This window comes from Bradyrhizobium sp. CCBAU 51753 (assembly GCF_015291565.1).
Taxonomy (GTDB): Bacteria; Pseudomonadota; Alphaproteobacteria; order Rhizobiales; family Xanthobacteraceae; genus Bradyrhizobium; species Bradyrhizobium ivorense.
In genome coordinates this window covers 8,224,614-8,245,743 of sequence record NZ_CP030037.1, presented here as the reverse complement: position 1 = coordinate 8,245,743, position 21,130 = coordinate 8,224,614, and the positions used below count along the sequence as shown (strand labels likewise).

22 protein-coding genes are annotated in these 21,130 nt (G+C 66.4%); 13 read left to right on the top strand and 9 right to left on the bottom strand.

Annotated features, from left to right (window positions below; all coding sequences use genetic code 11):
* Positions 1-2: 2 nt before the first annotated feature.
* The 5 genes from XH93_RS37895 to XH93_RS37875 all read left to right on the top strand — a co-directional run bounded on the left by XH93_RS37895 (position 3) and on the right by XH93_RS37875 (position 3,649).
* Positions 3-173 (top strand): hypothetical protein, encoded by a 171-nt coding sequence (locus XH93_RS37895; RefSeq protein ID WP_194471356.1) that lies wholly within the window; start codon positions 3-5, stop codon positions 171-173.
* Between the two features lie 15 nt (positions 174-188).
* On the top strand, positions 189-1,007 hold the full coding sequence (locus tag XH93_RS37890; protein WP_194471355.1) for an alpha/beta hydrolase: 819 nt from the start codon (positions 189-191) through the stop codon (positions 1,005-1,007).
* A gap of 56 nt (positions 1,008-1,063) precedes the next feature.
* The gene (locus tag XH93_RS37885) at positions 1,064-2,161 is read left to right on the top strand and encodes a calcium:proton antiporter (RefSeq protein WP_194471354.1); all 1,098 of its coding nucleotides are present in this window, start codon (positions 1,064-1,066) and stop codon (positions 2,159-2,161) included.
* A gap of 25 nt (positions 2,162-2,186) precedes the next feature.
* Positions 2,187-2,471 (top strand): cupin domain-containing protein, encoded by a 285-nt coding sequence (locus tag XH93_RS37880; protein WP_194471353.1) that lies wholly within the window; start codon positions 2,187-2,189, stop codon positions 2,469-2,471.
* 266 nt (positions 2,472-2,737) lie between these two features.
* Complete coding sequence (locus XH93_RS37875) at positions 2,738-3,649, top strand: hypothetical protein (protein ID WP_194471352.1); 912 nt, start codon at positions 2,738-2,740, stop codon at positions 3,647-3,649.
* 107 nt (positions 3,650-3,756) lie between these two features.
* Here XH93_RS37875 and XH93_RS37870 read toward each other — a convergent pair whose 3' ends face one another.
* Positions 3,757-4,356, bottom strand: a complete 600-nt coding sequence (locus XH93_RS37870; protein WP_246799424.1) for a tetratricopeptide repeat protein — start codon at positions 4,354-4,356, stop codon at positions 3,757-3,759.
* A 170-nt stretch (positions 4,357-4,526) separates the two neighbouring features.
* A complete protein-coding gene (gene rpsU, locus XH93_RS37865; RefSeq protein WP_139486579.1) occupies positions 4,527-4,829 on the bottom strand; it encodes a 30S ribosomal protein S21 in 303 nt (100 codons plus the stop codon).
* A 263-nt stretch (positions 4,830-5,092) separates the two neighbouring features.
* Here rpsU and aqpZ point away from each other — a divergent pair, with 263 nt between their 5' ends.
* Positions 5,093-5,815, top strand: coding sequence for an aquaporin Z (gene aqpZ, locus XH93_RS37860; RefSeq protein ID WP_194471350.1), 723 nt, complete (start codon positions 5,093-5,095; stop codon positions 5,813-5,815).
* A 78-nt stretch (positions 5,816-5,893) separates the two neighbouring features.
* Here aqpZ and XH93_RS37855 read toward each other — a convergent pair whose 3' ends face one another.
* Positions 5,894-6,997 carry a 5-(carboxyamino)imidazole ribonucleotide synthase gene (locus tag XH93_RS37855; protein ID WP_194471349.1) on the bottom strand — a complete coding sequence of 368 codons (1,104 nt, stop codon included), beginning with the start codon at positions 6,995-6,997 and terminating at the stop codon, positions 5,894-5,896.
* On the bottom strand, positions 6,994-7,482 hold the full coding sequence (gene purE / locus XH93_RS37850; RefSeq protein ID WP_139486582.1) for a 5-(carboxyamino)imidazole ribonucleotide mutase: 489 nt from the start codon (positions 7,480-7,482) through the stop codon (positions 6,994-6,996). Before purE ends, XH93_RS37855 begins: the two co-directional genes overlap by 4 nt.
* Before the next feature lie 147 nt (positions 7,483-7,629).
* On the opposite strand from purE, the gene XH93_RS37845 reads away from it, so the two are divergent.
* Complete coding sequence (locus XH93_RS37845; protein ID WP_194471348.1) at positions 7,630-8,322, top strand: GGDEF domain-containing protein; 693 nt, start codon at positions 7,630-7,632, stop codon at positions 8,320-8,322.
* A gap of 58 nt (positions 8,323-8,380) precedes the next feature.
* Here the strand turns inward: XH93_RS37845 and XH93_RS37840 are convergent, their stop codons facing one another.
* The 3 genes from XH93_RS37840 to XH93_RS37830 all read right to left on the bottom strand — a co-directional run bounded on the left by XH93_RS37840 (position 8,381) and on the right by XH93_RS37830 (position 9,258).
* Positions 8,381-8,632 (bottom strand): hypothetical protein, encoded by a 252-nt coding sequence (locus XH93_RS37840; RefSeq protein ID WP_139486584.1) that lies wholly within the window; start codon positions 8,630-8,632, stop codon positions 8,381-8,383.
* Between the two features lie 18 nt (positions 8,633-8,650).
* A complete protein-coding gene (locus tag XH93_RS37835) occupies positions 8,651-8,860 on the bottom strand; it encodes a hypothetical protein (RefSeq protein ID WP_139486585.1) in 210 nt (69 codons plus the stop codon).
* Positions 8,861-9,051: 191 nt separating this feature from the next.
* A complete protein-coding gene (locus XH93_RS37830) occupies positions 9,052-9,258 on the bottom strand; it encodes a YdcH family protein (RefSeq protein ID WP_029085523.1) in 207 nt (68 codons plus the stop codon).
* A 243-nt stretch (positions 9,259-9,501) separates the two neighbouring features.
* Between XH93_RS37830 and XH93_RS37825 the strand changes: the two genes are divergently transcribed.
* Positions 9,502-9,693 (top strand): YdcH family protein, encoded by a 192-nt coding sequence (locus XH93_RS37825; RefSeq protein ID WP_139486586.1) that lies wholly within the window; start codon positions 9,502-9,504, stop codon positions 9,691-9,693.
* An 88-nt stretch (positions 9,694-9,781) separates the two neighbouring features.
* Here XH93_RS37825 and XH93_RS37820 read toward each other — a convergent pair whose 3' ends face one another.
* Positions 9,782-10,885 (bottom strand): NAD(P)/FAD-dependent oxidoreductase, encoded by a 1,104-nt coding sequence (locus XH93_RS37820; RefSeq protein WP_194471347.1) that lies wholly within the window; start codon positions 10,883-10,885, stop codon positions 9,782-9,784.
* A 252-nt stretch (positions 10,886-11,137) separates the two neighbouring features.
* Here XH93_RS37820 and XH93_RS37815 point away from each other — a divergent pair, with 252 nt between their 5' ends.
* From XH93_RS37815 to XH93_RS42635, 5 genes are all read left to right on the top strand, one after another.
* Positions 11,138-13,825 (top strand): EAL domain-containing protein, encoded by a 2,688-nt coding sequence (locus tag XH93_RS37815; protein ID WP_194471346.1) that lies wholly within the window; start codon positions 11,138-11,140, stop codon positions 13,823-13,825.
* 323 nt (positions 13,826-14,148) lie between these two features.
* Complete coding sequence (locus XH93_RS37810; RefSeq protein WP_194471345.1) at positions 14,149-15,672, top strand: ABC-F family ATP-binding cassette domain-containing protein; 1,524 nt, start codon at positions 14,149-14,151, stop codon at positions 15,670-15,672.
* Positions 15,673-16,154: 482 nt separating this feature from the next.
* The gene (locus tag XH93_RS37805; protein ID WP_194471344.1) at positions 16,155-17,615 is read left to right on the top strand and encodes a glycerol-3-phosphate dehydrogenase; all 1,461 of its coding nucleotides are present in this window, start codon (positions 16,155-16,157) and stop codon (positions 17,613-17,615) included.
* 579 nt (positions 17,616-18,194) lie between these two features.
* The gene (locus XH93_RS37800) at positions 18,195-18,410 is read left to right on the top strand and encodes a hypothetical protein (protein ID WP_194471343.1); all 216 of its coding nucleotides are present in this window, start codon (positions 18,195-18,197) and stop codon (positions 18,408-18,410) included.
* 717 nt (positions 18,411-19,127) lie between these two features.
* Complete coding sequence (locus XH93_RS42635) at positions 19,128-19,484, top strand: hypothetical protein (RefSeq protein WP_246799423.1); 357 nt, start codon at positions 19,128-19,130, stop codon at positions 19,482-19,484.
* A 316-nt stretch (positions 19,485-19,800) separates the two neighbouring features.
* On the opposite strand, the gene XH93_RS37795 is transcribed toward XH93_RS42635, so the two are convergent.
* Positions 19,801-21,030, bottom strand: a complete 1,230-nt coding sequence (locus XH93_RS37795; RefSeq protein WP_194475496.1) for a tetratricopeptide repeat protein — start codon at positions 21,028-21,030, stop codon at positions 19,801-19,803.
* Positions 21,031-21,130 lie beyond the last annotated feature (100 nt).

Here is a 21,130-nt window from a genome sequence, read left to right as displayed (position 1 = left end):
CGATGGCGCTGAACCGGGAGTGGCATCGCGACCATCGCATGCCGCCCCGGGCGACGCGTGAGCAGCGGATCAAATGGCACGCGGCGCATGCGGTGGCCTGCGCCTGCCGGCCTGTCCCCGACGGCATCAAGCTTGAGGTCGAGAAGCTGCTCAAGCTCCGCCACAGAAAATAGCCGCGGCCTCCCCTGATGGCGCTGGTCCTCACAATCCTGAAATGGTTGCTGATCACAGCAGTCGTGATCTATCTCGCCGCTCTGGCGGTGCTGTTCGTCAGGCAGCGCGAGATGGTGTTTCCGGCGCCGCCGGTCGGGCGCACCGCGCCCGCTGATGCAGGGCTTCCCGAAGCCGAAGAGCACGTCCTGACCACCGCCGACGGCGAGAAGGTCATCGTCTGGCACGTCCCGGCGAAGCCGGGGCGGCCGGTCGTGCTGTTCTTCCCCGGCAATGGCGATTTCCTCGCCGGCCGCGTGGCGCGCTTCAAGGGTATCACGGCCGACGGCACCGGGCTGGTCGCGCTGTCCTACCGGGGCTACGCCGGCTCGAGCGGGTCGCCGAGCGAGCAGGGGCTGCTGCAAGATGCGGCGGCCGCCTACGCGTTCACCACCGCGCGCTACCGCGCCGAGCAGGTCGTGGTGTGGGGATTTTCGCTCGGCACCGGCGTTGCGGTCGCGATCGCCGCCGAACATCCGGTCGGCAGGCTGATCCTGGAGGCGCCCTATACCTCGACCGCGGAGGTCGCCAGCGCGACCTTCTGGTACGTGCCGATCCGGCTGTTGATGCGAGATCAATTCCATTCCGACCGACGCATCGGGCGCGTCACGGCGCCGCTGCTGATCATGCATGGCACGAGCGATGCGGCAATTCCGATTCGGTTCGGCGAGGGCCTGTTCAGCCTGGCGAAGGAGCCGAAGCAGTTCGTCCGCTTTCCCGGCGGCGGGCACGACAACCTCGACGAGTTCGGCGCGACCGGCGTCGCCATGCAATTTATCAACGCGTCGGGTGGCTGACGGCGGCGATTGTCTGTCGCATACTCGCGGTCAGTCGATTTGAGGGACCTGACGACATGAGCGCACACGGACCGATGCCGCGGTCGGCCTGGCTGTTTCCTGCCCTCGCGGTCGCGTTGTTCGCCGCGCTCACGGTAACCGGCTATTCGTTCGCGCCGTCGCCCGGCGGCTGGCTGTTCGCGCTCGTCCTGCTGGTGATCCTGTTCGGCACCGTGTTCGCGGCGGTTCATCATGCCGAGGTAATCGCGGAACGGATCGGCGAGCCGTTCGGCACGCTGCTGCTGACGCTGGCAGTCACCATCATCGAGGTGGCGCTGATCTCGACCATCATGCTCGGCGAGAAGCCGGTGCCGGCGCTGGCGCGCGACACCGTGTTCGCGGTGGTGATGATCGTCTGCAACGGCCTCGTCGGCCTCTGCGCCTTCATCGGCGGAGTGCGCTACCGCGAGCAGGACTTCCAGCTCACCGGCGCCAACCTCTATCTCAGCGTGCTGTTCGTGCTGGCGACGATCACGCTGATCATGCCGAACTACACCCTGACCGCACCCGGGCCGATCTATTCGACCGCGCAGCTTATCTTCGTCAGCGTCATCACCATGCTGCTCTACGCGGTGTTCCTCTATACCCAGACCATCCGTCACCGCGACTATTTCGTCAGCGGCGCCTCGGATGGCGGACACGGCGAAGCGCAGCTGTCGGGCCGCGCGTTGGCGCTCAGCGTCGTCCTGCTGGTGATCTCCCTGCTGGCGGTGGTGCTGCTGGCGAAGAAATTCTCGATCGTGATCGATGTGGTGACGGAGAAGATCGGCGCGCCGCCGGCGTTTGCCGGTGTGGTGGTGGCGCTCTTGATCCTGTTGCCGGAAAGCGTCGCGGCGGTCTCCGCCGCGCGCAAGAACGACCTGCAGAAGAGCATCAACCTCGCGCTCGGTTCCTCGCTTGCAACCATCGGCCTGACCATCCCGGCGGTCGCCGTCGCCGCCTACGCCCTCGACAAGCAACTGGTGCTCGGCCTCAATCCGCAGGAGTCGGTGCTGCTGCTGTTGACCTTCGCGGTCAGCATGCTCACCTTCGGCACCGGCCGCACCAACATCCTGTTCGGGCTCGTGCACATGGTGGTGTTTGCCGTGTTCGTGTTCATGGTGTTCGTGCCGTAGTTCCGCGGCGTAATGGAGAATCACAATGCTCAGCGCCAAATCGGACGTCCAGGTGGATACGGCGGAGGTCCGGGTGACCGAATGGCGGCTGGCGCCGGGCAGCGCCACCGGCCATCACACCCATGAGATGGACTATGTCATCGTGCCGATCACGGCGGGCGAGATGACGATCGTGGCGCCGAACGGCGACCGCTCGAAGGCCCGGCTCGGTGCCGGCAAGTCGTACTTCCGCAAGGCCGGCGTCCAGCACGACGTGCTGAACGAGACCTCCAGCGAGATCGTGTTCCTCGAGGTCGAGCTCAAGCCCTGACGGCGCGCCGCCGGCCGGCGCTGGAACTCTGCAAAGTGCGAATGGCAGGTCCGAGCCGGCGCGGCTGTGGACATTCATAGGCTGTTAACGGCTGCACGATGATCTGGATGGCGGATGCGTTCTGCGCAGGGGGCGCCTCCGGCTGAAACCAAAGTGACACCAAAGGTGACTGGCGGAACGGGCGTTTGCCACCGATCCGACGCAGTTGATCCCTCAATGTGCCTCAAAGTTCCAGCATGAAATCCGGGGCGGGGAGTTGGCAGGCCATGCTGAGTTACTTGAAGAAATTCGTGATGGACATCTTGCCGTCAGTGGCGGCGACCATCATCGGCGCGTACATCGTTAACCACTACATCGTCGCCAAGCCGGCAGCCCCGGTCACTGCCGCTGTGTCGGCCACCGCCGATCCCAAAGCCACCGATCCCAAAACCACCGACTCCAAAGCCGCCGCCAAGCCGACCGAGAAGCCCGAGGCCGGCGTGAAGGCCAAGGGCATGTCGGAGCGCACGCTGATCGAGCGCGCCGCGGCCGAGAAGGCCACCGTCACCGAGAAGCCTGCCGAGAAATCCGCCGACCAGAAGGCCGCCGATGCGCCGGCCGAGACCGCCAGCATCCCCGCCGATCCGCGCCATCATCAGGCAGCGCCGAAGGCGGTCGCCAAGCTGACGCCCGCAGCAGTGCCGCAGCCGGCCGCTCCTGCCGCAACGGCACCGGCTGCGCCGTCTGAGGCCGCGGCTACGCCGGACGAGGCCCGCGACGCCAACGATCTCGCGCGCGCCGCGATCGAGCGGCTGCGCCGCGAGCGTCCGCAGGACGCCGCGCGCGCCCAGGAAGCTGCCCGAACCGACGCCGCCCGCACCGATGTTGCCCGCCTGCCCGAGGCGCCGCGGACCGCGGCGGCGCCGGCGATCCGGCCATTGCCGCCGCCGATCATGGTGTCGAACCCGGCCGGCGAGAATGCCGACCAGCCCGCGCAGCCGCGTCCGCCCTACGCCGCCAACCCCCAGGATTCGAGCCGGCTGACGCCGCCGGCCGATATCCCGGTCCCGATCGTGCAGGCGCCGCTCGACCTGCGCGCGGAGGCCTCGATGCCGGCGCCGAAGGATGAGCGCACCTCCGTTGCCGACGACATGTTCTCCGGCATGAAGTCGATGTTCCACGCCGTCCTGCCGAAGTAAGCCGAGAGATCTGGAGCCCCGTTCCGATGCAATCGGAACGGGCTCCAGATTCTTGTTTTGACGCGTTTTCTTTACGCGAACCGGTACCCACTTCGCTCGAAAACGCTCTATCCGCCGGTGCGCGCCAGCCCGCTGCGCGCGCTCTCGTCCCTTGGCCGCAGCGCAAGCGCGCGGTTGTAGGAGGCCGCGGCCTTGGCCTTGTCGCCGAGCCGCTCATAGGCCTGGCCGCGGGAGCTCCACGCCGCAACGTTGTTCGGGGCCGCCTGCACCGCCTCGTCGAGGTCGGCGGCGGCTTCCTTGGCCTTGTCGAGCGCGAGATAGCTGGTGGCGCGGCCGATCAGCGGCTCGGCCTTCTGTGGCGATAGCCCGCTGGCCGCGGTGAAATCCTCGATCGCCTGCTGATGCTGGCCCCGGCCCTGGTAGAGCAGGCCGCGGCCATAGAGCGCCTGGATGTTGTAGGGGTCGGAGGCGAGCGCTTGGTCGAACTCCGCCACGGCCTCGTCGGTCTTGCCGGAGCGTGCCAGGTCCTGGCCACGCGTCGTGTGGTCCCTGGCACTGCTGATGTCCTGGGTCGTGATGGTGTCGGCCGGCTTGTCGGCGACCGGAGCCGATGTTTTCGCCTTGTCGTCCGAACCCCATGATCCCAGGTCGAACGAGCAGCCGCCGAGCGGCAGGCCGAGGACGACGGCAACGGCAACGAATCGCAACGCACGCTGGCGGTACGCAGGTCCGAAACGGGGGCGGGGCGCCGGAACAGCCATTATGCAAAACGCTCGTGCAGGGGGCTTTGCATAGGTAACCCGGATCGCCGCCCGCTTCAAAACAACAACGCGGGCCCAAGGCCCGCGTTGTTAGACTTTCAGATCGGCAAAACGGTTCAGCGCGGACCGCGGCCCGGGCCGCCGGCACCACCACGGCCACCGGCGCCGCGATCGGCACCCGGACCGGCGCCGAACACCGGCTTCGGCTTCATCGGCAGCAGGCCTTCGCGCTGCAGCTTCTTGCGCGCCAGCTTGCGCGCGCGGCGCACGGCTTCCGCCTTTTCGCGGGCCTTCTTCTCGGAGGGCTTTTCGTAGTGACCGCGGAGCTTCATCTCGCGGAAAATGCCCTCGCGCTGCATCTTCTTCTTCAGCGCCTTGAGAGCTTGGTCGACATTGTTATCGCGGACGAGAACCTGCACGCGGCATCCTCTTTTGCATTGATCGGTTCGGAATTCTGGCAAAGCAAAGGGGCGGCAAAGGCCTGCCTCTTAACCCTAGGCGCGCGCATGTATCAGACAAATGCGCAGATGTCCACCGGTGGTGTGACTTTCGGGCCTAGTAAAGCCACGAAATGCGGCGAAAATGCCTTGGTGCGGCCCCGATTTGGGAGGTTTGACGCCGAGATCGGGGCCGTTCCCGGCGTTTTGAGCAACCCGGACATTGGAAATAGGGGAGATGCCACATGGAGACGAAGAAATATGCGGCCGAGGCGATCGGCACGTTCTGGCTGACATTCGCCGGCTGCGGCAGCGCGGTGATTGCGGCTGCCTTTCCCCAGGTCGGAATCGGCCTGGTTGGCGTATCGTTCGCGTTCGGGCTGAGCGTGGTCACCATGGCCTATGCGATCGGCCATATCTCGGGTTGCCATCTCAACCCGGCCGTCACCGTCGGGCTTGCCGCCGGCGGGCGGTTTCCGACCGGCCAGATCCTGCCCTATATCATTTCGCAGGTCGTGGGCGCGATCGTTGCCGCTGCGGTGCTCTATGTGATCGCCAGCGGCGCACCCGGCTTCGATGTATCGAAGGGTTTTGCATCGAACGGCTATGACGCGCACTCGCCCGGCCAGTACAGCATGCTGGCCTGCTTCATCACCGAAGTGGTGATGACCATGATGTTCTTGTTCATCATCATGGGATCGACCCATGGCAAGGCGCCGGCCGGCTTCGCGCCGCTCGCGATCGGGCTCGCGCTGGTGATGATCCATCTGGTCAGCATCCCCGTCACCAACACCTCGGTCAATCCGGCCCGCAGCACCGGACCGGCGCTGTTCGTCGGCGGCTGGGCGACGGCGCAGCTCTGGCTGTTCTGGGTTGCGCCGCTGATCGGCGGCGCGCTGGGCGGGGCGCTCTATCGCTGGCTCAGCGACGAACCGACCGGCGTGGTCGCCGGGGTGAAGACGGCCTGATCGACAGATGGGATCGTGAACGTCACGATCCCATTTTTCTATCCGGCACGCGTGACCGCTGCGGCGGGCGACGATGGCCTACGGCCTGCGGGGTGGGGTCACTTCGGTGACATGGCCCATCTTGCGGCCGGGGCGCGGCACGCCCTTGCCGTAGAGATGCACTGTGGCGCCGGGGACGGTGAGCCATTGCTGATAGCTCAGGATGTCGTCGCCGATCAGGTTGGTCATGGTGACGTCGCCATGGCGCACCGGCTTGCCCAGCGGCCAGCCGGCGATGGCGCGGATGTGCTGCTCGAACTGCGAGATCGAGGCGCCGTCCAGCGTCCAGTGACCGGAATTATGCACGCGGGGCGCGATCTCGTTGACGAGCACCGCCGGCGCGCCGTTGCCAGGCACCACGAACATCTCGACCGCGAGCACGCCGACATAGTCGAGCGCTGACGCTATCTTTTCCGCGATTGCCCGCGCCTGCGCCGCGAGCGCGTCGGGGATCGCCGCCGGCGCCCGCGAAAATTTCAGGATGTGGTCGCGATGCTCGTTCTCGGTGACGTCGAAGCATTCGACCTCGCCCGTGGCCGAGCGCGCCGCGATCACCGAGATCTCGCGCTCGAACGGCACGAAGGCCTCGAGGATCGCCGATTTGGTGCCGAGATCCTCCCAGACCTGGTCGACGTCGTCGCCGTCGCGGATGATCGCCTGGCCCTTGCCGTCATAGCCGAAGCGGCGGGTCTTGATCACCGCGGGCAGGCCGATCCGCGCGATCGCCGCGTGCAGCGTGGCGATTGAGGAGACGTCGGCGTAATCGGCAGTGCCGATGCCGAGCTTGCTGACAAAATCCTTTTCGATCAGCCGGTCCTGCGTGGTTTCGAGGATCTTGTATGCCGGCAGCACCGGGCGGCGGGCGGCGAGCACCATCGCGGTCGCCGCCGGCACGTTCTCGAATTCATAGGTGACGACGTCGACGTCGTTGGCGAATAGTTCGAGCGCCTCGACGTCGGCATACTCCGCGCAGGTCGCGCTCTGCACCACGTCGAAGGCCGGCGAATCCGGATCGGGCGAGAACACCTGGCAGCGCAGCCCAAGGCGCGCCGCGGCCATCGCCAGCATCCGGCCCAATTGTCCGCCGCCGAGGATTCCAATGGTGTCGCCCGGCTTCAGCTTCACTGGATCGGAAGCCGTCACGCCGAGGCCTCCGGATGGTCCTTGACCTCATCGGTCTGCTGCTTTCGCCACACCGCCAGCCGCTTCGCCAGCGCGGGATCGTTGAGCGCGAGCACGCTGGCTGCGAGCAACGCGGCATTGATCGCGCCGGCCTTGCCGATGGCGAGCGTGCCGACCGGAACGCCGGCCGGCATCTGCACGATCGAATAGAGCGAATCGACCCCGGACAGCGCCTTCGATTCGACGGGAACGCCGAACACCGGAAGCTCGGTCAGCGCGGCGGCCATGCCCGGCAGGTGTGCGGCGCCGCCGGCGCCGGCGATGATCACCTTGTGGCCGGCCGCCTTGGCGCCCTTGGCAAAGGCATAGAGCCGGTCGGGGGTGCGGTGGGCGGACACGATCCGCGTTTCGCAGGCGACGCCGAGCGCAGCCAGCGTCTCGGCGGCGTGGCGCATGGTTTCCCAGTCGGACTGGCTTCCCATGATGATGGCGATCGGGGCGGTCATCTCGTCAATTCAGTGCAGGAATCCAAAAGCATAGGCCGATTATAGGGACGGCCCGGGCGGCATCCAAGGCGTGGCAAGGGAGTTAGAATGCACTATCCTGTCTTGGTGAATCCCGGCAAGCCTTCATTCAGCGGGCCTCAGTTAAGGATGCGCATGAAGAAGAGGACGAGGGCGCCCGCCGCCAAGGTTGCTTCCAAGCCCGCAAAACGGCGGAAAGGCGCAATCCCCGCGCGCAAGGCCGGGCCGGGAACCGCAGCTCCCGCGCGGAAGGCGGCCGGCGCCGGCGAAAAATTGACGATTCGCCGGCTCAGAGCGCAGCTGGCGCGAGCCCAAGCCCGGATCGAGGAACTGCAGGCCTCCGCCGAGACCGATTTCCTGCTCGACATCCTGAACCGGCGCGGCTTCGAGCGCGAGCTCGCCCGCTCGCTGTCCTTCATCAAGCGCTATCGCGCCAGCGGCGCGCTGGTCCTGCTCGACGTCGATCGTCTCAAGCCGATCAACGACACCTATGGCCATGCGGCGGGCGACGAGGTGCTGAAGGCGATCGTCGCCGCCTTGTCGGACCAGGTGCGCGCCTCCGATGTGATCGGCCGGCTCGGCGGCGACGAGTTTGCCGTGCTGCTGTGGAATCTCAGCGAGACCGATGCCCACGCCAAGGCCGCCGCGCTGGAGGAGATGATCGATGACCTGAGCTTCGTGTTTCGCGGCAGCCAGGTCTCCGCGGGCGCGTCCGCCGGGGTCGCGATCTTGACGCCGAATTCGGATGTCCAGCGCGTTCTCGATGAGGCCGATCGTGCGATGTATGTGCGCAAGGCGCAGCGGCGGCACGAAGCGCCTTAGGCGTGATCCGGAAAAGTGCGAAGCGGTTTTCCGAACGAGATCACGCCCCCACAAGGAGCTAAAGCGCGCTCAAATCAGTCGGCACGTTGCCGAACGCCCGCAGCAGCTTGGCGTCGCCGAATTCGCCGATCGCGGGATCGCCGGTGCGGCTGAACGCGACCGCGCCGATGCTGCCGGGCATCCGCGACATCGTCTCCGCTCGGCGCAGCGCAATGGTCGGACTCTGGCATTCCTCGGCATTGCCCGCGACCGGCTCGCCGTCATCGTCCTGCAGGAACGGCAGCGCCACGTAGTAGGTCACATCGGACATCGGTTGGCTCCTCACGGATCAGGCGGCGTCACTCGCCGCTTGCGTCGGCGCAGGCACGCAGCCGGCGGTGATCGCGGCCTGCAATTCCTCGAGCTCGGCTTCGAGATATTCGTTGGCCATGATCAGCGCCTTGATGGTGCTGCGCAGGTTGCCGTCGCACATCGCGATCGCCTGATCGCACGCCTTCTCGTAGCGGCTGTTGTCGGACAGGGAAGACGGCGCGGACATGGCAAAACTCCCTTGCTGGCTGGCGAGGCATGTTCTCTTTTTGTTCTAGGAGAGTCAAGGGCCGAAAATCGCCCCTCGCCGGTGTGTTGCCGCCAACGTGAAGCCGGCGGTTGCTGTGGATGACGGGGAAAACACCTGCGCGCCTTGAACCGATCCTGCCGACCGGCCGAACGCCAAAGAATGCGCGCGCGTCAAGCGATGATGTCGGGCGTGATCTGGTCTTCGATGAAGGCGATGCGATCACGCAATTGCAGCTTCCGCTTCTTCAGCCGCTGCAGCATCAGCAAGTCCGGCGCCGGCGACTGATGCAGCGCGTCGATCGCGGCATCGAGATCGCGGTGCTCTTGTTGCAGACGCGCAAGCTCGGCGTGGAGTTCGCGCTCATCCTGGTCGTTCATGGGTGTAAGCTAACTGATAAGCACGATAAGGTTGTGGCGGACGAAGCAGCCGCCGCCTGGCGAAATATCGTCCCTGGGCACGCGCCGCGCAAGCTGGACTGGTTCCGTAGTCACGATTGGTTACAGATCAGCCGGAAAATCTGCATGCGGCATTTCGCGTCCCCCATCGACAGTCCGGCGCACTTGTGTACACTCCACCGTCCGGATCGAACCTGAGGTTTAACGCACCGAGGAGAGTTCGCAATGGCAATCCAGGCCCATCTCGTTGAGCTGGAGCGTAAGCACAAAATACTAGAGAACGAACTGCACGAAGCCCTCGTGCACCCCTCCGTAGACGACCTCCACATTTGCGAGCTGAAGCGCCGCAAGTTGATGGTCAAGGATCAGATCGAACGGTTGAAGCACTCCGCGGTCCCTGACGATACGGTCCACTAGACCCCCACCAACATTAAAACCTGAGCTGATCTGCCGCCGGATGGACGCTTGAGCGCGACCATCCCTCGGCGGACTATGCTGCAGCTGCTCAGAGTCCGGCCAGCTCGCCGACGTGGTCGGCGATGGCCAGCGACGAGGTCAGCCCGGGCGATTCGATCCCGAACAGGTTGATCAGCCCGGCGACGCCGTGGTCCTGCGGTCCCTGAATCAGGAAATCCTGGGTCGCGACCGCCGGCGGCACGATCTTCGGCCGGATTCCCGAATAGCTCGGCATCAGCGCGCCGTCCGGCAGGGTCGGCCAGTATTTCCGGATCGCCGGATAGAACCGCTCGGCCCGCGCCGGGTCGACGGCGTAATCGACGTGGTCGATCCATTCGACGTCGGGGCCGAACCGCGCCTGTCCCGCCATGTCGAGGGTCAGGTGCACGCCGAGCCCGCCGGGCTCCGGCACCGGGTAGATCAGGCGCGAGAACGGCGCCCGGGCGCTGCAGCTGAAATAATTGCCCTTGGCAAGGTAGGCGGTCGGGATCAGGTCGAGCGGCATGCCGTCGATGCCGCGGGCGACCGCGCATGCGCCGAGGCCGGCCGCGTTGACCAGGAGATCGCAGCCGAGCGCCATCGGTGCGGCGCCGCCCGCCTCGATCTCGAACCCGCCGGCGGTGGCCCTGGCGTGCAGCAGCGGCGTGTGGAAGGCGAAGGCGGCGCCGGCCTCCTCGGCATCGCCGCGCAGCGCCAGCATGTAGGCATGGCTGTCGATGATCCCGGTCGAGGGCGACAGCAGCGCCGCGTCGCAGTTCAGCGCCGGCTCCAGCGCGCGTGCGGCCTCGCCCGATAGAAGCTGCATGTCGTCGACGCCATTGGCCTCGGCATGGGCGCGGATCGCCTCCAGCTTCGCGGTCTCCGCAGGTGAGGTGGCGACGATCAGCTTGCCGCAATTCCGGTGCGGGATGCCGTGTTTGGCGCAGTAGCGGTACAGCGCGTGCTTGCCGCTGACGCACATGCGCGCCATCAGGCTGCCGGCCCGGTAGTAGATGCCGGCGTGGATCACCTCGCTGTTGCGCGACGAGGTGATCGTGCCGATCCCCTCGGCCTCCTCGATCACGACCACCTCGCGGCCGGCCTGTGCCAGCCGCCGCGCCACGGCGAGGCCGATCACCCCGGCGCCGACGATTACGCAATCAACCCTGTCCATCTTGTCCTTCAGATCCGCGCCTTCGGCACCGCAACGCGCCGCGACCTGATCGTTTTGCGCAAGCTCGTTCTCTCGAGCAAGTGCTTGTCGCATCTGGAATAGTCGCAGGAGCCATGCCCTGTTAGTGGACTATTAATCATGTCAGGGCAATTGCCGCAAAATTGAGCGGCATTTTCCGGTTGCATCGGTGTGCGTTTACCCGATCCAAACCGCCGACCCCGGACACTCCGCCGCGAAATCCGCGGGTGACTGATGAGTGGAAGGAAGTGGCAGGCGGGCGGGCAGGATTCGATTCCGGCAAGGGCCGGGCTTTGCCTGATTGCCGTCACCACGGGGAGCAGCGCCGCCTGGGCGGGCTCCGGCTCCTTTGCGCCGTCGGGCTATCTCGGTGACCTCGATCCCAACGTGGTCTGGGAGCTCTTGATCGGCAGCGTCGTCGTCGCCTCCTTCCTTGGTGCCATCGGGCTCTGGATCCTGTCAGCGCTGCGCAAGGCCAAGCGATCGCAACTCCGTCGCAACGCCTTCGTCTCGTCCGCCCTCAACCACCTCAACCAGGGCGTGGTGATGACCGACGCCTGCGGGCGGATCGTGTTCTGCAACGATCGCTATCTCGACATCTACGGCCTGTCGCGTGCCGACATCCGCCGCAACATGACCGGGCCCGAGCTGCTGGAGCTGCGCCGCAGCCGCGGCGCGCTCGACGTCAGCCCCGACGATTTCTACACCAGGGCCGCGGCGCCCGAAGGCATGGTCACCGAACTGCCGGGCGGCCGCTCGGTGCTGGTGAAATATTTTCCGTTGCCGAACGGCGGTTCGGTGGCGACCCATCTCGATTGCACCGACCAGCGCCAGCTGTCGCGCAAGCTGGCGTCGACCACCCAATTCCTGGAATCGGTGCTCGACAACGTCCCGGTCTGCGTCGCGGCCAAGAACATCGAGGATGGCCGCTACATCTTCGCCAACCGCGCTTTCGAGCGCTTCTCCCGCTTCTCGCGCGATCATATCGTCGGCAGGCACGCCGACGAGATCTTCCGCCCCGAGACCGCCGCCAGCATCGCGTCCGCCGACCGTGCGGCGCTGGATGCGCCGGCGGGATACCATCGCAGCGAATTCGTCGTCGAGCGCGGCGCGGAGAAGCGCATTCTCGCCTCCAATCGCGTCGTCGCCCGCAACGAGGCGGGCGAACCGGAATTCCTGATCGCCCTGTTCGAGGACGTCACCGACCGCCGCTCGCTGTCGCGCGAGCTTGAGAACAACAAGAAATTCCTCGAACTGGTGGTCGACAACATCCCGGTCTCGCTGATCGTCCAGCGCGTCAGCGACGGCGGCTATCTGCTCGCCAACCGCAGCGCCGAGACCATCCTCAACCGCCGCCGCGAGGACGCCACCGGGCTGACCGCCACCGACATCTTCAATCCGCGCGAGGCCAAGCTGATCATCGCCCGCGACGAGGCGGCGATCCGCAAGCGCAGCATGGTCGCCGAGGAGCACCCGATCTCGACCAAGGACGGCCTGCGGCTGTTCCTGACCCGCCGCATGACCGTGCTCGACGACCATGGCGAGCCGCAATATCTGATCAAGACCCATGAGGACGTCACCGACCGGCGCCAGACCGAGTCGCGGATGGCGCACATGGCCTATCATGACGGCCTGACCGATCTGCCGAACCGCGCCGCGTTCCTGCAGGCGCTGACCCAGATGATCGAAGCCTGCGCCGGCACTGACGAGGAGTTCGCCGTGCTCTGCGTCGATCTCGACGGGCTGAAGGAGATCAACGACGTCTTCGGCCATGCGATGGGCGACAAGGTGCTGATCGAGGTCGCGCAGCGCCTGCAATCGGTGGCGCGCGGCGGCGTCGTGGCGCGGCTGTCCGGCGACGAATTCGGCCTGATCATCGACGGCAAGCAGCCTGCCGCAGGCATCGCGCTGGCCGAACAGGCGGCGGAGGCGTTCGGCGAGGATTTTGTCATCGACGGCAAGTCGGTGCGCACCGGCATCACGACCGGCATTGCCGTGTTCCCGCACAACGGCTCCGACGCGGCCTCGCTGCTCGCCAATTCCGGCGCGGCGTTGTTCCGCGCCAAGGCGAAGTCGCGCGGCACGATCTCGATCTACGAGCCGGAGATGGACCAGCAGATCCGCGACCGCCGCGTGCTGCACCAGGAGCTGTCGGTCGCGATCAAGAACGGCGAATTGTCGCTCTACTACCAGCCGCAGACGACGGCGGGCGCGAGCGCTGCGGAAAGCTCGGTGATCGGTTTCGAGGCGCTGGCGCGCTGGCACCATCCGCTGCGCGGCTTCGTGCCGCCCGGCGACTTCATTCCGCTCGCCGAAGAGAGCGGCCTGATCGTCGAGATGGGCGAATGGATCCTGCGCGAAGCCTGCCGCGAGGCGGCGTCCTGGGCGGTGCCGCTGCAGATCGCGGTCAACCTGTCGCCGGCGCAGTTCACCCATGGCGACCTCGTCGGCCTCGTGCATTCGATCCTGCTCGAAACCGGGCTGACCCCCGATCGGCTCGAGCTCGAAATCACCGAAGGCGTGCTGATCGAGGATCTCGACCGCGGCCTGTCGCTGCTGCGGCGGCTGAAGGCGCTCGGCGTGCGCATCTCAATGGACGATTTCGGCAGCGGCTATTCATCGCTGAGCTATCTGCAGGCGTTCCCGTTCGACAAGATCAAGATCGACCGCGCCTTCGTCATCAATCTCGGCCGCAACCCGCAATCGGCCGCGATCGTGCGCGCCGTGATCGATCTCGGCCATGGCCTCGAAATGTCGATCGTCGCCGAGGGCGTCGAGACCGAGGCGCAGCTCGGCTTCCTCGCCGAGGAGGGCTGCGACGCGGTGCAGGGCTATCTGCTCGGCAAGCCGGCGCCGATCGGCCAATACGCCGCACTGGTCGGCGGCGGCCATCTCCTGGAGACCGTGCGCAAGGCCGGGTAGGCGGCCTGCGCTTGCCATCGGTTGCATGCGCGGCTAAGTTTCAAGCCCACAACATTCCAACCGCGAAAGGAGGGCTGCGTCGTGACCAGATATGCCGATCACCACCTGCGGCGTGGCCCCGGTAGCGCCCTGCAAATGCGTTTGCAGGGCTGACCGGAAACTCGCGTAGCACTTCTTCCTGGTCTGCCCTTCGTGGCCGTGCGGCGCCGAACGCGTGAGCGTTTGTGCCTGCACCTCAATCCCTGCCGCGCTTCGACACGCCCATCCGATGATGGCTGCTGCCTCGGGATGTCGCGTTCGCCGGCAAGACCAGAGACTTGATCGTGACCCTCATCAACATACGCAATCTCGGCGTGACGCTGAACGCGCCGCTGTTTTCCGAGCTCAACCTCGTCGTCAATGCCGGCGACCGCATCGGCCTCGTCGCCGCCAACGGCCGCGGCAAATCCACGCTGCTGCGCTGTATCGCCGGCACCATGGAGGCGAACCAAGGCGAGATCACCCGATCGCGCGGCCTGACCATCGGTCATGTCGAGCAGGACGCACCATCGGCGCTGCTGGAGGCGCCGTTTCACGCCGCCGTTCTCGCGATGCTAGCCAGCGAGCAGCGCGCCAGCGAAGCCTGGCGGGTCGATGTCGCCCTGCAATCGCTCGAGGTGCCGGAGGAGCTGTGGGAACGACCGCTGCAGCAACTCAGCGGCGGCTGGCTGCGCTTTGCCATGCTCGCCCGCACTCTGGTGACCGAGCCCGACGTGCTGCTGCTGGACGAGCCGACCAACCATCTCGATCTCGCCAAGATCGGCCGGCTCGAGGCGTGGCTGACCGCGCTGCCGCGCGAAATGCCGGTGGTGATCGCAAGCCACGACCGCGCCTTTCTCGATGCGACCACCAACCGGACGCTGTTTTTGCGCCCGGAACGCTCGGCGCTTTTCGCGCTGCCCTATACGCCGGCGCGCGCCGCGCTCGACGAGGTGGATGCCGCGGATGAGCGGCGCTACGCCAGGGACATGAAGACGGTGCGGCAGCTCCGCCAGCAGGCGGCGAAGCTCAACAACCTCGGCATCAATTCCGGCAGCGATCTCTTGCTGTCGAAGACCAAGCAGTTGAAGCAGCGCGCCGAGAAGCTCGAGGAGACAGCGAAGCCGGCGCATCTCGAACGCTCCGCCGGCACCATCCGGCTCGCCAACCGCGATACCCGTGCCAAGGTTCTGATCAGGCTCGACAACGCCGCCATCGCCGCGCCGGACGGACGGCTGCTGTTCCGGACCGGCCAGCAATTCATCTGCAAGGGCGATCGCATCGCCTTGCTGGGACCGAATGGCGCGGGCAAGACCCGCTTCGTCACGGCGCTGCGCCAGGCAATCGAGCATCCCGAGACGGCGATGGCCGAGATCAAGGCGACGGAATCGCTGGTGCTGGGCTATTGCGACCAGGCGCTCGCCGATCTCACCGATACCGACACGCCGATGCGGATGCTGACCCGCCGCTTCGAGGTCGGCGACCAGCGTGCGCGCGGCCTGCTCGCCGGCGCCGGCCTGTCGATCGAGATGCAAGGCCGTCCGATCGGGCGGCTGTCGGGCGGGCAGAAGGCCCGGCTTGGCATGCTGGTGCTGCGGCTGACCCAGCCGAACTTCTATCTGCTCGACGAGCCGACCAACCACCTCGACATCGAGGGGCAGGAGGCGCTGGAAGCGGAGTTGATGGAACAACAGGCCAGCTGCCTCTTGGTGTCGCACGATCGCCAGTTCGTGCGCGAGGTCGCCAACCGGTTCTGGGTGATCGAGGGGAAGAAGCTCGTGGAGGCCGATGGACCCGAGCCCTTCTTTGCCTCTGTTGGTGCGGGCTAGCGCGGGATGGAGGGGCGGGACCAATATGGCGAAAACAACCCCATGCAAAGTAGCCGGCGGCGGCCGGCGTTCGACCAGGCGCTTGACACGTCGGGCAAGTCAGGGGTAATCTTCCAATATTCCGAAATTGTGCCGACGTCGCCCCTCGCCCCCGCGGGCGGGAGAGCGAAGCGTTTCCGTGCGGCGACGCTCAGGGTGACGGGTTGGCCTGCTCAACTTGCTCGGTGTCATCACCCGCACAAGCCCGGCCATGACGGCATGGGAATGGGGGCCGCTGTGATTGATTGAGAGGCCGCGGCGTACTGGGTCCCCCGGTCCCGTCTCCGCCAAGGCTTCGACGGGGCTCGGTATCAGGCACGCCGAAGCACCTTGCGAAGGCGGCAAGCCGGGGGACGACACCGAGTATGTGGCGCGCCATGCCGTGACGCGATTTGCGTGCGAAGACGTATTCCGTTCGCACGGAAATGCGATAGGCGTTGCGCATGGCGGACTACGATCTTGCGATCATCGGCGGCGGCTTGAACGGCACCAGCGTTGCGCGCGATGCCGCCGGCCGCGGCCTGCGCGTGATCCTGCTCGAGCAGGGCGATCTCGCCTCCGGCGCCTCGCAGGCTTCGCCGCGGCTGATCCATGGCGACCTCGCCGGGCTGGAGCGCCGTGCCTTGTTCCGCGTCCGCACCGCGTTGAAGGAGCGCGATGTCTGGCTGCGCATCGCGCCGCATCTGGTGCGGCCGGTGCGCTTTGCGATCCCGGCGCATGCCGAGGAGCGGCCGCTCTGGCAGCTGCGCACCTGGCTGCTGCTCTACGACCGCCTGGCGTCGCGCAGCGGGCTGCCGCGCTCGACCACGGTCGACGTCACGCACCATCCGATCGGTGATGCGCTGAAACGGCCGTTCGGAACCGCGTTCGAATATTCCGACTGCATCGTCGACGATTCCCGGCTCGTGGTGCTCAACGCCGTCGATGCCGCCGCGCGCGGCGCCGACATCCGCACCGGCGCGCGCGTGGCCCGGGCGGACCGCGGTGACGTCTGGCGGCTGGCCGTGATCGATCGCGGCTATCGCCAGGTGATCACGGCGCGGTCGCTGGTCAACGCCACGGGCGCATGGGCCGCCTCCGTCGCCGACACCGTGCTGCGCGTGCCGGCGCCGCCGCTCGCGAGCGTGCAGATCGGCCAGATCGTGGTGCGCAAGCTGTTCGACAACGACAATGTCTATGTGTTTCAGAACAGCGACCGCCGGCTGATCTTCGCCAGCCCCTATGAGCGCGAGTTCACCCTGATCGGCACGGTCGGTCACGCCTTCAAGGGCGATCCGGCCGTGGTTGCGATGGGCGTGCATGACGTCGCCTATCTCTGCGAGGCGGCCAATCGCTACTTTCGCCAGCAGATCGCGCCGTTCGACGTGGTCCGGACGGTGTCCGGCGCCAATTCCGTGATCGCGGGCCGGGCTTCGCGCGATGGAGCGATGACCCTCGATTTTGGACGCGGCCGGGCACCGTTGCTCACCATGCTCGGCGGCGATGTCACGACGTCGCGGCGTCGTGCCGAGCGCGCCGTCTCCGAGTTCACCCGGTTCTATCCGATGACGCCGCGCTGGACGTCGACGGCGCCGTTGCCCGGCGGCGCGTTCGCCTGGCGGCGCTTCGAGACCGAGGTCGACATCGCCCGCGACCGCTGGCGCTTTCTCGGCGAGGCGGAGGCGCGGCGGCTGGTGGCCGCCTACGGGCTGAACGTCGAGGAGATCCTGGGCGATGCCAAGCAGAAGGCCGATCTCGGCCCCGCGTTCGGCCCCGAACTGACCGGCGCGGAGGTGCGCTATCTGATGCAACGGGAATGGGCGCGCTTTCCGGACGACGTGTTGTGGCGGCGCACGAAGCTCGGGCTCAGCATGCCGGAAGCCGACCGCGAGGCGCTCGCGGCCTTCATGGCGAAGCGCGACTGAGCGGGCTCTCAAACCTCCCCTTGCAAAGGGGAGGTCGCTTTGCTCGCGAGAGCAAGCGGGTGGGGATCTGCTCTCTCCATACAGCGGAGCCCGCGGCTGACCCCCATCCCGACCTTCCCCCTTTCAGGGGGAAGGAGAAGAGGCACTTGTAGCCCGGATGGAGCGCAGCGTAATCCGGGAAGGTCTATCCGTGGACAAAGCGGCCCCGGATTGCGCTGCGCTCCATCCGGGCTACGGCTCACCTCCCCTTGCAAAGGGAAGGTCGCCTTGCTCGCCAGAGCAAAGCGGATCATCACCGCACAGGCGCTGTTTGTCCGTTGTCACGGCAGCGGGGAACGCCTGTTCGTCAATTAGGGCGACGCGATGGATTACAAATATCCATCCGGATCATTGGCCTCAAATCGCAAATGATTGGCATAATTTCACAAGCGGCTCCGAACGTCCGTGCGTAGCGTTCACCGGCGGTTTAACGCCGGCACTAGCGCTAACCGGCACGCTCGCCGATTTGCGATATTGATCCAGGTACGACGGGCCCAGGTCGGGTCACCAAAAGAAGCTCTGGGGGCAGGCAGAACTGACATGTTCAACTCGGTGACGGTCGTCCACTTGATCGGCGACCCGTGTCTGAAGCTGTATCGACACTGGAAAGGCTATTGGTGTTTTGCGTTCGATGACGACGGGCTGTGTGACACCCATCGCGTCAATGTTAAGAACCTCAACGACCTGCCGCTCGAAACATGGGTGAATGAGGGTAGGGAATTCGCCGCCGCGATGCGAGCGAAGCGCAAACGGTAGGAAACGCGCCCTCCATGTCGAACCCAGCGAGCATAAGCGCGAAGAGATGGCCGCTTAAGATTGCCGTGTTCTTATGAGGCCGCCGAAGGTGCAGAACTTAGAGAAGCTGTTGGTTTTGCGTATTGGGCTGATGCTCTTTCTGGTCACTGCGGGACTTCTTGCCCTGCTGTCGTTACCTGACCCCGAAAGCGTGACCGCAGGGTTCTCCGTCATTCACGCCGAGTAAGCCGTCCTAGCTCGCCTCGACGCGCCCAAGGTTCGGCCAGCCGAGCGCGCGATCATTGGATGCACCTGTCCCTCACCGGCGGCTCGGGAAAGAGCTGAACTGGCACAAATTGCACTATGCGCTCGGACAGCAGTCCCTTAACCTATGTTGGTAGACTTGAGGTTGTGTCATGACCGAATTGCTAGTCCGGGCGGTCATCATTGTATTGGGGCTGTGCCCTATCGCGATAACCGCCGTCGCTCTGTTTATCTGAGCACGAACTTGGCCCGGCCCCTCGGGCCGGTTGGCTCCAGCAACAGGCCCCCTACTACCCCCAACGTTGCTGGGGCACTCAACAGACGCCGCCTCAGTTGGCGTGAAGTCGTCTCTGAGGTTTGTTTGATCCAGATCAAGGGCGTTCAGCTCCCGCGCGTGAGGCTTCGCTCAGACCCGCGGTTCGGCGCGATGCGCAGGTGTCCGCGGGTTCGTCTCTTGAGGAAAGGAGCGCGCCAATGTTGCGTCGAATTCTCATCGCTTCGGCAGCCGCAGCCATGCTGCTGATCACCTTCACTCCCGACGACGCTTTCGCCCGACGCGGCGGCGGTGTGCGCGCGGGAGGCTTTCATGGCGGAGGAGCTGTCGCAGTTCGAGGGCCCCGCGGCGGCGCTGTCGCTGCTCGTGGATACCGGGGTGGTGCGGTCGCTGTGCGCGGCGGGCGCTATGGTTATCGCGGCTACGGTTATCGCGGCTACGGTGTAGGTGCGGCGGCAGTGGGCGCGGCCGCAGTCGGCGCAGCCGCGACGGGCGCTTACTACCGCGGCGGCTGCGGCTACGACGCCTACGGCCGCTGGGTTTGCCCGAACTACTGAGCGGCGCGACGCTCAGTCATCGGCATGACTTCCTGTGACAACTGGAAGGAAGCAAATGATCAGGGTGAACGGTCGCCGCGAGTCGCGCGCGCGACCTGCCGCCGCCCCTGCTGCGGCGCGACCTGCAGCGGCGCCATCCACGACCCAGCAACCCGCGGCTACTTTTCGGGCGAAGGCCGTTAAACCCTTCCTCCTTTCAGGGGGAAGGAGAAGAGGCACTTGTAGCCCGGATGGAGCGCAGCGTAATCCGGGACGGTCTATCCGCCGATAAAGCGGCCCCGGATTGCGCTGCGCTCCATCCGGGCTACGGCTCCCATTACTGCCGTGCCGCCTCTTGCGACCAGATCTGATCGCGCCGCGACGGGCGGCGGTGCAGGCGCTCCGAGATCAGGGCGCTGGCCTGCCGGCCCTGGCCTGAGCGCAGGCAGGCCACAATGAACGTGTCTTCCCACAATTCGCGCTGGGCGTGGCTGCCGCCGATCCGCACCAGTTCGGGCATCAGCGGGGCGAGGATGCGCACCGCCTCGCCATGATCGCCGGCGGCGAAGGCGGCGATGCCGCGGCAGAGGCCGATCGCAGGTGCGCCGGGCGCCAGCTTGCCGTCGGCGTGGCGCGCCTCCATCTCGGTGAGCCGTCTGTCGAGCGCATCGCCCTTGGTGGTGGCCGCGACCAGCGCCTGGTGGACGTCGGCGAAATGCGCGCCGGCTTTCGGGAAATAGCCGTCGCCGTAAGCGGCGACATCCTTCCAATGCGGCTCGAGGCCGGTCTTGCCGGCGAGCGCCAGCCGCCACAGCAGCGAAGCGGTGTCGGTATAGATGTTGAGCGGCGGATAGGGCCGGCCCGCCGGCTTGATGTGACGCTCGTAGATATCGAGCGCGGCGTCGGCGTCGCCCTCTTCGAGGTCGATCAGCGCGAGATGCCAGGCGAGGTGGCCCTGCAGAAAGCTGGTGCGGTCGTTCGCCGGCAGCCAGGCCGAGAGGAACGCGCGGCCCTCCGCGCCGCTGCCCTGCTCGAACAGCGCATGCGCCACGGCGTGGGCGGCGCCGGCATTCTCCGGCTTCAGCGCATAGCCGCGCTCGGTGATGGCGCGGCCCGAGACGACGTCGCCGGCCTCGGTCTTCGACCAGCCGAGATAGGTCAGGAACCACCAGTCGTCGCCATAATCGGCGGCGTAGCGTTCGCAAACCGCAAGGCGCGCCGCGTCATGGTCGGCACGGCCCGAGAAGGCATAGAGGCCGAAGGCGCCGAGCAAGAGCGACAGCACCGGCGCGTCGCGCGGATAGTCCTGCAGATGCTGCTCGGCCAACGTCAGGGCTTTTTTGGCCTGGCCTTCGATCGCGGCCGCGATGGTTTCGATGTGCTGGCGCTCGCGCGGGCTGGCGGCCGCGGCCAGCTCTCGGGCCTTGGCTGCCTTGGCGCGGGCATCGCCGGCTTCCATGTTGAGCTGGTGCACGCGGGCGCGCCCGAGATGGGCCATCGCGAAATCGGGATCCTCGGCGATCGCCGCGTCGAACGCCGCGTCCGCGCCATGCAGGGCGGCGAGCATGCGATCGACGCCGTCGACAAAGTAGGCGGCGGCGCGGTCGGAGGCGGTGGTCAGCGGCAGGCCGTAGCGGTCGAGCTTCATCGGTTGTCCTCCCGAATTC

Excerpts from the sequence above, each read along its gene's own strand:
- XH93_RS37895 (WP_194471356.1), top strand. The coding sequence starts at position 3 with ATGGCGCTGAACCGGGAGTGGCATCGCGACCATCGCATGCCGCCCCGG.
- XH93_RS37890 (WP_194471355.1), top strand. The coding sequence starts at position 189 with ATGGCGCTGGTCCTCACAATCCTGAAATGGTTGCTGATCACAGCAGTC.
- XH93_RS37885 (WP_194471354.1), top strand. The coding sequence starts at position 1,064 with ATGAGCGCACACGGACCGATGCCGCGGTCGGCCTGGCTGTTTCCTGCC.
- XH93_RS37880 (WP_194471353.1), top strand. The coding sequence starts at position 2,187 with ATGCTCAGCGCCAAATCGGACGTCCAGGTGGATACGGCGGAGGTCCGG.
- XH93_RS37875 (WP_194471352.1), top strand. The coding sequence starts at position 2,738 with ATGCTGAGTTACTTGAAGAAATTCGTGATGGACATCTTGCCGTCAGTG.
- aqpZ (WP_194471350.1), top strand. The coding sequence starts at position 5,093 with ATGGAGACGAAGAAATATGCGGCCGAGGCGATCGGCACGTTCTGGCTG.
- purE (WP_139486582.1), bottom strand. The coding sequence starts at position 7,482 with ATGACCGCCCCGATCGCCATCATCATGGGAAGCCAGTCCGACTGGGAA.
- XH93_RS37845 (WP_194471348.1), top strand. The coding sequence starts at position 7,630 with ATGCGCATGAAGAAGAGGACGAGGGCGCCCGCCGCCAAGGTTGCTTCC.
- XH93_RS37840 (WP_139486584.1), bottom strand. The coding sequence starts at position 8,632 with ATGTCCGATGTGACCTACTACGTGGCGCTGCCGTTCCTGCAGGACGAT.
- XH93_RS37835 (WP_139486585.1), bottom strand. The coding sequence starts at position 8,860 with ATGTCCGCGCCGTCTTCCCTGTCCGACAACAGCCGCTACGAGAAGGCG.
- XH93_RS37830 (WP_029085523.1), bottom strand. The coding sequence starts at position 9,258 with ATGAACGACCAGGATGAGCGCGAACTCCACGCCGAGCTTGCGCGTCTG.
- XH93_RS37825 (WP_139486586.1), top strand. The coding sequence starts at position 9,502 with ATGGCAATCCAGGCCCATCTCGTTGAGCTGGAGCGTAAGCACAAAATA.
- XH93_RS37820 (WP_194471347.1), bottom strand. The coding sequence starts at position 10,885 with ATGGACAGGGTTGATTGCGTAATCGTCGGCGCCGGGGTGATCGGCCTC.
- XH93_RS37815 (WP_194471346.1), top strand. The coding sequence starts at position 11,138 with ATGAGTGGAAGGAAGTGGCAGGCGGGCGGGCAGGATTCGATTCCGGCA.
- XH93_RS37805 (WP_194471344.1), top strand. The coding sequence starts at position 16,155 with ATGGCGGACTACGATCTTGCGATCATCGGCGGCGGCTTGAACGGCACC.
- XH93_RS37800 (WP_194471343.1), top strand. The coding sequence starts at position 18,195 with ATGTTCAACTCGGTGACGGTCGTCCACTTGATCGGCGACCCGTGTCTG.
- XH93_RS42635 (WP_246799423.1), top strand. The coding sequence starts at position 19,128 with ATGTTGCGTCGAATTCTCATCGCTTCGGCAGCCGCAGCCATGCTGCTG.
- XH93_RS37795 (WP_194475496.1), bottom strand. The coding sequence starts at position 21,030 with ATGCTCGCCGCCCTGCATGGCGCGGACGCGGCGTTCGACGCGGCGATC.